Origin of the sequence: Streptomyces stelliscabiei, from assembly GCF_014873495.1 — a bacterium.
Classification (GTDB): domain Bacteria; phylum Actinomycetota; class Actinomycetes; order Streptomycetales; family Streptomycetaceae; genus Streptomyces; species Streptomyces bottropensis.
This window is the reverse complement of record NZ_JADBGF010000001.1, coordinates 576,090-588,047: the sequence shown is the minus strand read 5'-3', so window position 1 is coordinate 588,047 and position 11,958 is coordinate 576,090. Positions and strand designations below refer to the sequence as shown.

The 11,958-nt window shown below is 68.6% G+C and carries 11 protein-coding genes and 3 pseudogenes; 8 read left to right on the top strand and 6 right to left on the bottom strand.

Going from position 1 to position 11,958, the window contains the following annotated elements; all coding sequences use genetic code 11:
- Positions 1 to 36: 36 nt before the first annotated feature.
- The 3 genes and pseudogenes from H4687_RS46090 to H4687_RS02435 all read left to right on the top strand — a co-directional run.
- A pseudogene (locus H4687_RS46090) lies at positions 37 to 153 on the top strand (glycosyltransferase); the annotation flags it as partial.
- Positions 154 to 429: 276 nt separating this feature from the next.
- Positions 430 to 915: a hypothetical protein gene (locus H4687_RS02440; RefSeq protein ID WP_179860226.1), complete on the top strand. Its 486-nt coding sequence runs from the start codon at positions 430 to 432 to the stop codon at positions 913 to 915.
- Positions 916 to 1,253: 338 nt separating this feature from the next.
- On the top strand, positions 1,254 to 2,021 hold the full coding sequence (locus tag H4687_RS02435) for a ribosome-inactivating family protein (RefSeq protein ID WP_046913919.1): 768 nt from the start codon (positions 1,254 to 1,256) through the stop codon (positions 2,019 to 2,021).
- A 39-nt stretch (positions 2,022 to 2,060) separates the two neighbouring features.
- Here the strand turns inward: H4687_RS02435 and H4687_RS48675 are convergent.
- Positions 2,061 to 2,194, bottom strand: a pseudogene (locus H4687_RS48675) (winged helix-turn-helix domain-containing protein); the annotation flags it as partial.
- A 127-nt stretch (positions 2,195 to 2,321) separates the two neighbouring features.
- Here H4687_RS48675 and H4687_RS02425 point away from each other — a divergent pair.
- The 3 genes and pseudogenes from H4687_RS02425 (at position 2,322) to H4687_RS02415 (ending at position 4,155) form a co-directional block, all read left to right on the top strand.
- Positions 2,322 to 2,858, top strand: coding sequence for a hypothetical protein (locus H4687_RS02425; RefSeq protein WP_046913918.1), 537 nt, complete (start codon positions 2,322 to 2,324; stop codon positions 2,856 to 2,858).
- A gap of 191 nt (positions 2,859 to 3,049) precedes the next feature.
- Positions 3,050 to 3,559 (top strand): annotated as a pseudogene (locus tag H4687_RS02420) (SRPBCC family protein); the annotation flags it as partial.
- Entirely contained in the window at positions 3,556 to 4,155 is a 600-nt protein-coding gene (locus H4687_RS02415) for a dihydrofolate reductase family protein (protein ID WP_046913917.1), read from the top strand. The pseudogene H4687_RS02420 and the gene H4687_RS02415, both read left to right, overlap by 4 nt.
- 331 nt (positions 4,156 to 4,486) lie before the next feature.
- On the opposite strand, the gene H4687_RS02410 is transcribed toward H4687_RS02415, so the two are convergent.
- From H4687_RS02410 to H4687_RS02400, 3 genes are all read right to left on the bottom strand, one after another.
- Complete coding sequence (locus H4687_RS02410) at positions 4,487 to 5,464, bottom strand: phage baseplate protein (protein ID WP_046913916.1); 978 nt, start codon at positions 5,462 to 5,464, stop codon at positions 4,487 to 4,489.
- A 1,003-nt stretch (positions 5,465 to 6,467) separates the two neighbouring features.
- Positions 6,468 to 6,926, bottom strand: coding sequence for a MarR family winged helix-turn-helix transcriptional regulator (locus tag H4687_RS02405; protein WP_225966564.1), 459 nt, complete (start codon positions 6,924 to 6,926; stop codon positions 6,468 to 6,470).
- Between the two features lie 732 nt (positions 6,927 to 7,658).
- Positions 7,659 to 8,387, bottom strand: a complete 729-nt coding sequence (locus H4687_RS02400) for an SDR family oxidoreductase (RefSeq protein WP_046916181.1) — start codon at positions 8,385 to 8,387, stop codon at positions 7,659 to 7,661.
- Between the two features lie 75 nt (positions 8,388 to 8,462).
- On the opposite strand from H4687_RS02400, the gene H4687_RS02395 reads away from it, so the two are divergent.
- Entirely contained in the window at positions 8,463 to 8,840 is a 378-nt protein-coding gene (locus tag H4687_RS02395; protein WP_005473611.1) for a MerR family transcriptional regulator, read from the top strand.
- Positions 8,841 to 9,177: 337 nt separating this feature from the next.
- Positions 9,178 to 9,450 carry an SGNH/GDSL hydrolase family protein gene (locus tag H4687_RS02390; RefSeq protein ID WP_046916180.1) on the top strand — a complete coding sequence of 91 codons (273 nt, stop codon included), beginning with the start codon at positions 9,178 to 9,180 and terminating at the stop codon, positions 9,448 to 9,450.
- A 244-nt stretch (positions 9,451 to 9,694) separates the two neighbouring features.
- Here the strand turns inward: H4687_RS02390 and H4687_RS02385 are convergent, their stop codons facing one another.
- Positions 9,695 to 10,417: a peptidoglycan recognition protein family protein gene (locus tag H4687_RS02385; protein ID WP_046916179.1), complete on the bottom strand. Its 723-nt coding sequence runs from the start codon at positions 10,415 to 10,417 to the stop codon at positions 9,695 to 9,697.
- Positions 10,418 to 10,873: 456 nt separating this feature from the next.
- A complete protein-coding gene (locus H4687_RS02380; RefSeq protein ID WP_046916178.1) occupies positions 10,874 to 11,902 on the bottom strand; it encodes a 2-hydroxyacid dehydrogenase in 1,029 nt (342 codons plus the stop codon).
- Positions 11,903 to 11,958: the final 56 nt, after the last annotated feature.

The window sequence follows — 11,958 nt, the reverse complement described above, 5'->3', positions numbered from 1 at the left end:
CCGCACGAGTCGTTCGGAACGACGATCGTGGAGGCCATGCGCCTCGGCCTGCCCGTGGTGAGCACCGACTGCCCCCACGGGCCCGGCGAGATCATTCGCCACGGTGTGGACGGCTGTTTCGTCCTGCGCGACAGCACCCGGGGCGTGGCCGACGCGCTGGTGGCACTGATGCGGGACGACGGACGGCGTGCGGAGATCGGCAGGGCCGCCCCGAGCCAGTGCGGCGAAACGATTCACCCCGGATGGCATCGCCGACCGCTACGAGTGCCTGTTCAGCACACTCGTGGAGGAGTGGGCCGGGCGGTCCGCTCCTCCACCGCCCGGCCCCGGCCGACTGGCGTGACCGTGCCACCGTGCTCGCCGCCACGGCAGGCATCCTCGCCCGCGGCCCGGCTTGTGCCGCGGGCGGCGCAAGCCGGGCCGGGTCGGATGAACGCGGACCGCACAGCGGCCTCGGCACAGCGGATGCTGTGGATCGTGGTCGGCGGGTTCTGTCTGCTGTCGGCCGTCCTCGTACCGCTCACGCTGCCGCTCGGCTGGGACGAGATCGTGTACGCCGGCCGCTTCGGATCGTACGGTCCCGCAACCCCGTTCAGCGCCCCGCGTACCCGCGGGGTCCCAATGCTGCTTGCTCCGATCGCCTCCTGGAGCGACTCGACGGCGCTGCTCAGGGTGTGGCTGTTCCTGCTGGCCGGCGGTGCGCTCTGGCTGGGATTCCGACCCTGGCTGCGGATCCTGTACCGCCCGGCGGCGGTGTGGGTGGCGTCCGGGCGCACGACTCCCACCTTCCGCTGCTCGCGGAGCGCGCGTGGCTCGACCTGTGGCAGCAGGACGGCTTCCGCCCCGACGGCAACGACGCTCTCCACGTGGTCCCACGAACGCCATCACCGCCCACTCCGGAAACGTGCGAGGTGAGCGCGCGGGCAAGGGCTTGAGCCGCCGATGCGACGAGGCGGGCGGGGCGTCGAACAGGTCACCGGGCAGCCGCCGTATGCCGGCGGCGTCCTGCACCAGGTCGGCATCGCCTCCGGCCGCGTCATGGTCGTGCCGCCGGGGCTGAAGGCCCGTGAGGCAGAGGCAGAGGCAGTGGCAGAGTCGTGCGGCGTGAGGGAACGACGCTTATATACGAACAAAGCCGTATAGGACCCGGCCTCTGGAATTGTATGCGGCGGCGAAGGAGGCCTGCCAAACAACCTTCCGGTTGTGAGTGTCGGTAGTGACATCCCAGAGCGTCGAACAACCCGGAGCACACCATGCCCACCAGCGTCCTGATCGTGGTCGCCTTGTCCGTGCTCCTCGGATTGCTGGTGATGGTGCTACCCACTGGAGGCGCCGAGACATCCGGGTCGACGGAGGCGGACCATGTGCCGATCAACGCCGAGACCCTCGCCGCCGGAAAGGAACAGGTCGACTTCCCACAGGTGCACTGGAACATCAACCACGGCTCGGGTGCCTATCTGAATATGGTCGGCCGACTGCGGAACCTCGCGGAGACCTCGGCCGACCGCACCATGAGCAACGTCGACGCCGAGGTGAACGTGGTCATCACGGACGAAACGGAGACCCAGAGTTTCGCCGACATCGTGATCAGCGGTGGCGGCACCTCCCCGACGCTGCATGCGATCGTGCGGCTCAGCGACTTCTCCGTCGTGCGGTTCCTCTCCAACGACATCCCGCACAACTTCGTCCTGAACCTCGTCTCCGACGTCCCCGGCAAGAGGGACGTCACCGACGACAACTGGTTCCTCGGAAAGGAGGGCTACGATGCCCTCGCCCGGGTCGCCAACCAGTCGCTGACCGCTGTCGACCTGAGCGAGTCCAGCCTTGAGCAGAGCCTCAGGGACCTCAGCACCCGCGGCACCGACCGCACTGCCCAGGCGCGCGGTTTGCTGCGCTACATCGTCGCCATCACCGAGGCATCCCGGTTCCACCCCATCGCCAGCCGCATCGCGAACGGCATGGACAACGGGTCCGACGTGTTCGTCACCGCGCAGCAGGTCGACTTGATGCGTACCTACTGACGTTGGTGCCGTGATGTCGTCACATGGTGATCCAGCCCCCGCGGGTTGCCGCGAGGCTTTCACTCTCGGCCACACATCCTTCTGCCACAGTTCGACGGCGTGTTCGTCGCGTTCAAGCGCTCTGCGGGCGGGCGCCATGACCAGCCGTGCCGTTTCAACAGCCGCCACGCCGTCGTCACCGACAGGCTCAGCCTCTCTTCGGGCACAACAGTCGTGCTCGCTCGCGTGGTGTCGTGTTCCCTGTCGCCACGCGGGTGAGCATGTGCGGAACAGCCTTCTTCCCGCCTCCGAGGGGATGCGATGCCCGACCGCGCCGACCGTGTCCGCCCCGAGGGCGTCGCAGCACGCAAGACCCTGCGGCGCCAGCCGCCGGAGCAGTGGCTGTTCAGTGGCATCTACGGACTTGTGCTGGCCAGTGCCATGGTGGCCGCGCTGGACGCGACGGGAGAGGAGGCCGATCCCGGTGGGGACGCGTTGTGGGTACTGATCACCGCGTTGGCGTCCAGTGCCGCTCATGGGTACGCGCACGTCATCGCCCAGCGCGCGTCCGCCGACGGGGCAGCCACCTCCAGCAGACTGCGGTCGGTGCTCGCCGAGTGGCCCCTGGTCGCCACCGTGCTGCCCACGGTGGGGGTATTGCTCCCCGCGGTAGCCGGGTGGTGGGCAGAGGCCACTGCGGTGGACGTGGCCCTGCTGTTCAACACCGTCGCCTTGTTCGGCTTGGGCGCCTGGGCCGCCCGCAGGGCTGGACAGGGATGGCCGTCCTCGTGCCGGGCAGGGGGCCTCGACATGTTGATCGGCCTAGTGATCATTATGTTGAATACTCTGATCCATTAGCTCTTCTCGTCCGTCACGCCCTTCGTGTCACGCCGCTGTCGCCGTCGACACCGCGCCTCGCGTCGTCTTCACCCGGACCGCAGCTGGACCGGACACGATGAGGACGCTTGCAAAGGCCATGAGCGCCACATGCCGTCGGCTGACGGGCGGGTGACGTCCGTTCCCGGGCTCTGGTCCACATTCAGCGGCACGCATGCGGCCGCCTCTTCAGGTTCCACCGGTCGCTGACGGGGAGCCCCGAGCTGGTCTGGCGCCACCTCACCGAGGCGTCCCTACTCGCCCGCTGGTGGACGCCGGACGACCTTCGCGTCTCCGAGCTCGTCTTCGAGGCGCGAGCGGGTGGGCGGATCGTCCAGGAGTACCGCGATGCCGAGGACGTCAACGGCTCTGACCTGGTCGTCGGTCGCGCGGAGGGAATCGTCGAGGACGTGCGCCCCGGTGAGCGCCTTCGCTACCGGCTCTCTCCCGTGCTGCCCGACGGGGGCCTCGCATTCACTGCCCACGTCGACCTTGGTCTGCAGCCCACCGATACCGGCACGGACCTCGACGTCCACTGGCGGATCACTGACAGCACGGTCGACTCCGCCGACTTCATCGCGGGCATCGAGATCGGCTTCGGCCAGAGCCTCGACAAACTCAAGGCGGCCCTCGCCGCAGACCCGCACAACACCGACAGCGCCGATACAAGGAGTACGAAATGACCAACTCGACCGGCCGCAGGGTGACCGCGAACCTGACTCTCAGCCTCGACGGGCGTTACAACGGTCCCGGCGGGGCCAACGACTTCGGTGCGTTCTCCCCGTACGTGACCACCGAGGTGGCGCGAAACCACCTCACCCGCATCCATGAGGGCGCGACGACGGCGCTGCTCGGCAGGGTCAACGCTGAGGGATTCCTGGGGTACTGGCCATCGGTCGCCGTGGACGAGAACGCCGATCCGCGTGATCGTGGATATGCAAAGTGGCTGGTCGACACGGAAAAGGTGGTCTTCTCGACCACTCTGTCCGAGACACCGTGGGAACACACCCGCGTGGTGAACGCCCCCGCTGCGCGCGTCGTCGCCGACCTCAAGACCACCGGCGAGGGTGACATCCTCGTCAACAGCAGCGCCAGCGTCATCAAGGCGCTTCTCTCGGCAGACCTGCTGGACCGGCTGTACCTCATGATCTTCCCCGAGATCGTCGGGGGTGGGCAGCGGCTGTTCGACGACGGCCTGCCGAGTTCGAAGTGGAAGCTCGCCCATCAGGAGACCGGCGATCTGGGTGAGATCGCCGTGGTCTACGACCGAGTGCGCTGATCCGGCCGACCAGCGCATTCAGCGGGCGGGGCTGCCGGCCCGGCAGCTGCGTACCGGTCGTGGGAACGGCGGCGGATCGAGCCGGTGCGGTACCCGTCTGGCGGCGCGGTCAGGGCGGCGGCCGTGCGGCGGCAGGCCCGTGTGCTGTCGCTGTCGTATGTGCCCGGCGTGCTGGGCGCCTTGGGCGCTGTGCGGGACCTTCGAGACACCCCCGGGGCGGGGGACACCGGCCCGCTCGGTGTCGGTGCACTGGACGTGCCGTCGGCTCCCACCGCACGCGATGCGCGGGTGGGAGCCGGGCAGTGGACCCGCCTTGTATGGCCCGGAGGGCTCAGATCAGCGCGTTCTTATAGAAGATGCTGGAGCGTCGGTCGCCCTCCACGCCGGTGGCGAAACCGATGAAGAGACGGGCCTCACCGGCGTCGGTGCGGTAGATCGCCAGACCCTCGGGCTCGCGGTGGTGCAGGGTGGAGCCGGCCTTGGTGAGCACAGGTCCCTGCTTCACGGTGCCTGTGTTGATGTCGATGCTGGTGACGTAGGTGTTGCCGTCACCGGTGGGGGTGCCGTCGCCCGGGTACGCGTCACCCGTCAGGTAGTACATGTACGAGCCGTACAACGTGTAGCCCTGCGGTGTGCCGGAGATCGCCGGCTGCTTGAAGTCGACCAGCGGCGAGCCGAAGTTGCCCGTCTCGAAGGCGGAGAGCGGGTATACGGCGATGCGCTTGCCGGAGCTGCTGTGGTAGCGCACGATCATGCGCTGATAGACCGGGTCGACGGAACAGGTGTACTCGGTGGCTCCCGAGATGGGCCGGTAGGCGGCCGAGCCGGCCGGCGAGCTCAGCGTGGTGCCGGCGGTGTACCGGACGGGGGTGAGTGCGGTGCCGTATCCGGCGGTGTTCGCGGCGCACTCGATCCACAGCTCGGTGCCGGAACCGCTCGGCAGCGCGGCGAAGGCGACGCCGTGACCGAAGCCGTTGAGGTGCATGTACGAGATGTAGTTGCCGTCGAAGTCCATCTTGTTGATGCACAGGTCACCAGCGGACTCGGGGCTGTCACTCCGCTTGGTCGCCACGAAGAGGAACTTGTTCACCCAGTCGAAGGCGAAGCTCTGCTGGACCCGTGCCCCGTGGGTGTCCTTGGACCGGAACAGGTCGTACGACGGCTCCGTGAGATCGAACCTCTTGGTGGTGGCCACCGCCGCGGAAGCCGTCTGCGCGCCGGCACCGAGCCCCAGCGCGGCGAGCGAGGCGCCGACGCCGGTGCGTATGAGGCCGCGGCGGGAGAAGGGAGAACCGTGCGGGTGGTGCATGGGGGGACTCCAAAGCATGGTGGGGGAGAGGGCGGAAGTGGGTGATGCTATCTCCTGGGCCGGCCGTCGCTGCGGATCGGGCGGAGTCCGTCACAACTGCGGCACCGGACCGGCACAACCGGCGTCCGACGCACGCAGATGAGGGGCCGTCAGGCGAGGGGAACTGGCGTGATTCCAGCGCGGGGGCGGGCGGAGTACGGACCTCTCCGGGGAAGACCGTCGCCGTAGCGACGGGGGACCTGCCAGGAGAGCGTGTAGTCGTGGTGGGCCGGAGAGGCGTTGCCCTCGCGAAGGGCACATGTACTTCCGGGGCACGGAGCGGCGGGAGTAGTGGGGCCTTGCGTGACGTGCGGGCGGAACGCTCAGGGAGCCGACCGGGGACCGGCCCGGCGTTGCGGAAGGCGGTTATGACGCCGAGCGCCATGACGTCGCTGACGCGAAGGGGAGTTCGGTGCCGACCAGCCCCTGCGGGCCAGCTCGTGGCCTGCCGCACAACTGCCTCCACGGCTGAACTCGCCTTCGACGACGAACCGCTCGTCCACGTCGAGTGTTGAACTCGTGAAGGCCCACCACGAAGCTGTCGCATCGGTCACGAAACGTCCTGAGTCCGACGCCTGCGCGGAGCACCGCGAACCGCTGGTGGCCGAGCCGACCAGGGCGCGCAAGAGCTCCCGCGTTCCACCGTGGTTGTCGATGCTGACGGTCCGGAACGGCAGGTTGTGTTGGCAGAAGGGCCGGGAGAACGCCGGATACGGCGGACTGTCTCGGCGGGAGCCTCACGGTCGTGCGCCGGCGTTCAGTTCGTGACCGCGGAAGGCCTGGGCGGCGACGGGGCCCGCGGGTGGCGCATGCAGTGGATCACTTTCGCGGGGTAGCCGGAGTGCCGAGCGTGTGCCCGGCACTCCGGACTTGATGGCATTGGTTCCCCGAAGCGAGTGATGCGGGACAGCCCCTGTACCGCAAGGCGGCGGGTCGCGGCCAAGACCGCCGATTCGCCAACGCCTCAGGCTTTGGCAGTGCCCCGCTGAGCGGTGAGCGCGACCCGGGTCAGGAGGTCTCGAAACTGGGCCCGCTGTTCTTCGCTCAACTCCACGAGCAGTCGTGCTTCAGCGGCCGCGACGTCCGTTCGCATGTGCTGCAGTTGCGATCGGCCTTCGTCCGAAAGGATCACGTGGCGAGCCCGCCGGTCCCGCGGATTCGGGCGTCGCGAGAGCAGGCCCTGCCCCTCCAAGTCGTCGAGAAGGTAGGTCATCACGGTCCGGTCGAGACCGACCTGACCGGCCAGTTCGAGTTGCGGGGGGGGGGGGGGGGGGGGGGGGGGGGGGTTGTCGCCGGCCTCGGCCAATGCCACGAGCACCAAGTAGGCGCGCGATCCTCCGGGCAGCGTCTCCGAGGCGTCGGCCGCAGCGCGGCGGAGCGCCCCCGAGATCATGCGAATGGCCCAAACCAGGTCGTTGTCCAAGGCGAGACACTCGGCGCTGCTGCTCGCTCGGCCGTGGGGTTCAGAGGACATCACATGACCCTAGCATCTTTCAGCATGGTTACAGATAGTCTTGTGGGCAGAGTATCTTGCAGAAAAGGTGTTCTGTACTGGGGAGACGTGGTGCCTCAGGTCCGCGGCGGCACCGAGATCGTCGTGTACGTGTTCATCTCGGCACACTGCCCCCTCGGAACAGCAGGCCCGCACGATCGTGCGGGCCTGCTGTCGCTGCCGGAACCACGTGCGGTGTTCTGAAACCCATGAAGTGGCCCCGGCCCCGCTCCCGGCACGGATACCGCTGCGGGCGGAGGGCATCCGCGCAGCGACCGGACGGGCAGCCGAGCAACCGGGCACGCCGAGACACGGCGGATGCGACGGAAGCCAAGGACGCGGATGAGGAGGATGAGTCCCCGGCGCCGTGCATGAATGCTCTGCGGGATCGCCGGCTCAAGGGCAAACGATGTTCACCAAGCGACGTTCGGCGTCGATCAGCCCTACAACCTGGCCCCGCTGGACAGCCTCCCGCTGGCCATCGGATCCAGCAGACTCTCAGCGAGCGAATCTGAGGCCGTTGACCTGATCCGCGCGGCGTTCGACCTGGGCTGCACCTTCTACGACACATGGCGGATGTCGTGGTCCCACGGCGCCTGTTTCAGGGCTAACCGTGCATGCGCTCAGAAGCCATGACCCAAATCAGTGCGGCCCAAGGAGCCCTCATACCGTCATCAGCGCTGACAAGGCGCGGTCCATCGCGGCGTTGAATTCCTCCGGCGTCAGCGGCAGTCGGGACTTGACGTCCCGGCTCCACTGGTCGGCGAGGACCTCGGCGGAGCCCGCCTCGACACCGTCGAGCGCCGCGTCGGCCAGGTCCGAGGGCGCGATCTTGGCTACGGGCCAGCCCGCGGCCATGTCGGTGTCAGCCAAACCGAGGTGCACCGCTGTCACGAGCGTGCCCTGCTCGGCGAGTTCCAGGCGGACGCCGTTGGTCATGGCCCAGGCGGCGGCCTTGGTCAGGTGGTAGGCGTTGGCGCCCTTGCCCCCGAACCATGACATGGCGGAGAGGACGTTGACGATCGCGCCCCCGTCGTTCCTGGCGAGCGTCGGCGCGAACTCCCGGATCATTCCCAGGTGGCCGAACATGTTGGTCTCCAGCTCGTGACGCACCGCGTCCAGCGAACCGGTCACCAGGTCGGTCCCCGTACTGATTCCCGCGTTGTTGATGAGCAGTGAGACGTCCGGGGCGGACTCGGCTGCGGCCCTCACGGATACGGGATCGGTGATGTCGAGAGGCAGCACCTCGACCCCGGGCAGGTCCACGGACTCGGGTCGGCGAGCCGTCGCGTAGACCTTGCGGGCGCCCCGTTCGAGCAGGCGCTGGGCGAAGGCGCGGCCCAGGCCGCGGTTGGCTCCGGTGACAAGGGCAACTGAGTTGTTGATGTCCATGCCCGCTACGCTAAAACCTGACGCCAACGTCAGAGGCAAGTCCTGCTCCACAGGGCCGGGTTGAGAGGAATCACCATGACCGCCACAGAGGCCGCGGCCGAGCGGCTGATCCGCATCGGCGAGGTGGCGCGGGGTGCAGGCGTTTCTGTACGCGCGGTGCGCTACTACGAGCAGCAGGGGCTGCTCATCGCGGAGCGCAGCCCATCCGGCCAGCGCCTCTACCGGCAGGATGCCGTCACCCTGGTCCGTTTCTTCCAGCAGATGTTCGCCGCCGGCCTGACCAGCCGCAGGATCACGGAGCTTCTTCCGTGCTGGGCCTCCGGGCACACCGACGCCGAGCAACGAGCCATGCTGCGCACCGAGCGGGACCGCATCCAGGCCAAGGTCGACGACTTGCAGGCTGCCCTGGACCGCCTCGACGGGGTCATCGCGATCACGGACACGCACCCGTAGGTCACTCGACGGGCCTTCACCGTCTTGCGTGAGCAGGACGTGAGCAGGACGTGAGCAGGACGTGAGCAGGACGTGAGCAGGACGTGAGCAGGACGTGAGCAGGATCTGAGTGCTGTTGGCGGCCTCGGCTAGGCCGCCTGGTACGTCGACGGACTCCGCCGTGTGTCCGCCCCTTCCGGCCAAGTGCGCAGAGGCGAGCGCGTCAGCCGCGGAACTCCACGCCGCTTCCGCGTGCTGCACAGCCGACCGTATGCCAGGGCGTCTCTGCCCTTTCGGTACACGGCGGCGCCGCCGGGCGTGCGCGGCGAGCGGGCAAGCCCCTCCTCGTTAGGACGCGTTGCCGGTTCTGGACCAGGTCCAGAACCGGCTGGACGACGTCATGAAGAAGGTCGCCGCGGATGACGGTGCCGACTTCGTGGACCTCTACGACCACACCGCGAACAACACGGCGTGCGACGGCGCCGACCGGGGTATCGGCGGCCTGCTGGAGAACTCCAAGCTCGAACTCCTCGGCCAGCCGGTGCCGTGGTACGCACACCCCGACGAGAAGGGCCGTGACCTTCAGGCCGAGCGGGTGGCAGCCAAGATCGAGGCTGTCCTCAACCGCTGACCAGGGGCTACTCGCCCCGAACCCGGATGGCCCATGCCTGACGGGTGACATCCACTCCTCAACGAGACCCCGGGTCCACGACCCGGGGCCTCGCCGAGCAGCACCCCGCGGTCCGATACCGGTCGGGTAGTGCGCCGCGTGCCGTCACCCTTGTCTTCGCAGAACGGGCCCGGCCCGACGGGCCCATCAGATGGCGGTAGCAGCACCTGCCGAAGGGCGGCCGCCGGCACCCGCGTCCCACTGATCAGCGCTGGCGCACGACCGGTACCCGCTCGGTGTCCGGACGGAGGGTGGAGTGTGCATCCTTGAAGTGGTCGTACGCCACCTGTACCGCGGTCAGGACCTCGTCGTAGATCTGGTCCATGTGCGGGCCGGCGCAGACGGTTGAGGACCAGTGGTGATGGTAGAAGAGGTTGCTCCTGCTGGGGCGTTCGCCGATCACCTCGGCGAAGTGCCAGCCGGCGAGACGTGCGGCGTTCTTCCAAGTGGTCTCGCCGACCGTCCAGTTGGGCGCGAGCGTCGCGTTCGCCATTTCGATGCTGATCGAGCTCTGGTTGCCGAACGTGTTGCCGACGGCCCAGGCGTACTCGTTCACCTTGACGTATTGAGCGACGGCGCCGGCGGCGTCCACGTCGAAGTGGGCCGAAGCCGGACGTACCCTCCAGACGTCGAGCACACCCTGATGCGAAAGCCGGCCGGCGTTGTGGTGCAGCGTGACCGACGTCTTCTTGTACGACGTGTGGGTGACGTGGCCCGTCGCGCTGAGCTCGTCGATGAAGTCCGCGACGGGACGGTCGTAGGGGATGGTGGCGGCCGCTTGGGGGCCGGCCTCCGCGTAGTCCTCGGCGAAGCCGACGAAGTCGCTCTCAGGAAGGTCGTCGAGGTTGTCGGTGCCGGGTCCATCGCCGGTGTCGGGCCTCTCGATGGCCGCCTTCACGTCCTCGTCGTCGACGTTCTTCTCGGGCATGACGCCGTCCTTTCAGTCGCGCAACTTCGCGTAACAGATGGTCCGGGTGGCGGACGAGGAGGAGATGGGGCTCGATGGCCAGGAGGTTGGCGGCGAGTACATCGATGCCGCGTGCCGTATCCGCGAGCCGTCCCACGCGAACCAGTGGGTCGGGCGGGAGGCCAGACGCTGACCTTGATCATGGAGATCGGCTCGTCACCGGTAAGGGAGCGCACAAGCCCGTGCATGGGAGTCACCTCGGGCGCGGCCGGTGACGACGAACGCGATTCTGGTTGCCATAGGCACTTCTGAGAGGCCGGTCAGGGCGTCTGCTTCCAGGTTCGCCCCGTGGGTAAACCCTGTCAATTTCGGTCGAGGTGCGCGTCCGCGCTGCGCAGCGCCTCCGGCCGCACACCATCCACGTCAGCGGGGGTGGCGAGGTGGTGGCCCCGCTACACAACGGCCGCGACGAAGGCGTCACGCGTCATGCGGTGGCCTGCGCCACGAGTTGCCGGGCCTGCCTGATGTGCCGGGGATCGGGGTGGGGGCGGCCTGCCCGTCCAGTACCGCTTCGATGTTGCGGGCGGCGAGGTCCACCATGGCCGCGCGGGTCGCCTCCGTCGCCGAGCCGACGTGCGGCAGGACCACCAGATGCGGCTCGGCGAACAGCGGGTCGGACGGGTCAGAGCGCGGTTCACCGGTCATCACGTCCAGCCCCGCCGAGTGCAGTTCGCCGCGGCGCAGCGCGGCCAACAGGGCGTCCTCGTCCACCACTCCGCCTCGTCCGGTGTTGACCAGGGTCGTGGTCGGTCTCATCAGGGCGAGTTCGGCGGCGCCGATCAGTCCTCGGGTCTCGTCCGTGAGGGGGGTGTGGACGGACAGCACGTCGCTGGTCCGCAGAAGTTCCTCGAACGGCACCCAGCGGGACAGTTCGTCGTCCTCCTTGCGGCGTGGATGGTGGTGCTGCACGCGCATGCCGAAACCGGCGGCTCTGCGGGCCACGGCGCGGGCGATCTGGCCGTAGCCGATCAGCCCGAGCGTCGCGCCGTGCACGTCGAGTCCCAGGAACGCGTCCATGCGGAAGGCGCCCCAGGTGCCGCGGCGCACACTGTCCATGCTGGCGGGCAGGCGGCGCCGGGCCATGAGGATCAGCGCCATCGCCACGTCGGCGGTGGTGTCCGCGAGTACGCCGGGGGTGTGGGTGACGACGACACCGCGCTCCATGGCGGCTGCCACATCGATGCCGTCGTAGCCCATCGACGCGAGAGCGACGACCCGCAGGCGGCTCCCCGCCGCGTCGAGCAGCGCGGTGTCGACGCGGTCGCTGCCGAGAACCAGCAGCCCCTCGCAGTCCCGGGCCAGCTCGGCCAGGTCGGCCGGGGTCGGCGGCGCGGGTTCCGGCCAGCCGGTGACGTCGAAGCGGGCGGCGAGGCGCCCGAGGCCGTCACCGGGAAGGCCGGTGCGGCTGACTGCCACGCGAGGGCGGCCGGTGGGTGTGCCGGGCATGTTCGACTCCGTTGCAGGCGAAGGGGATCGGGGGCGGGTGAGGTCCCGTGTCTCAG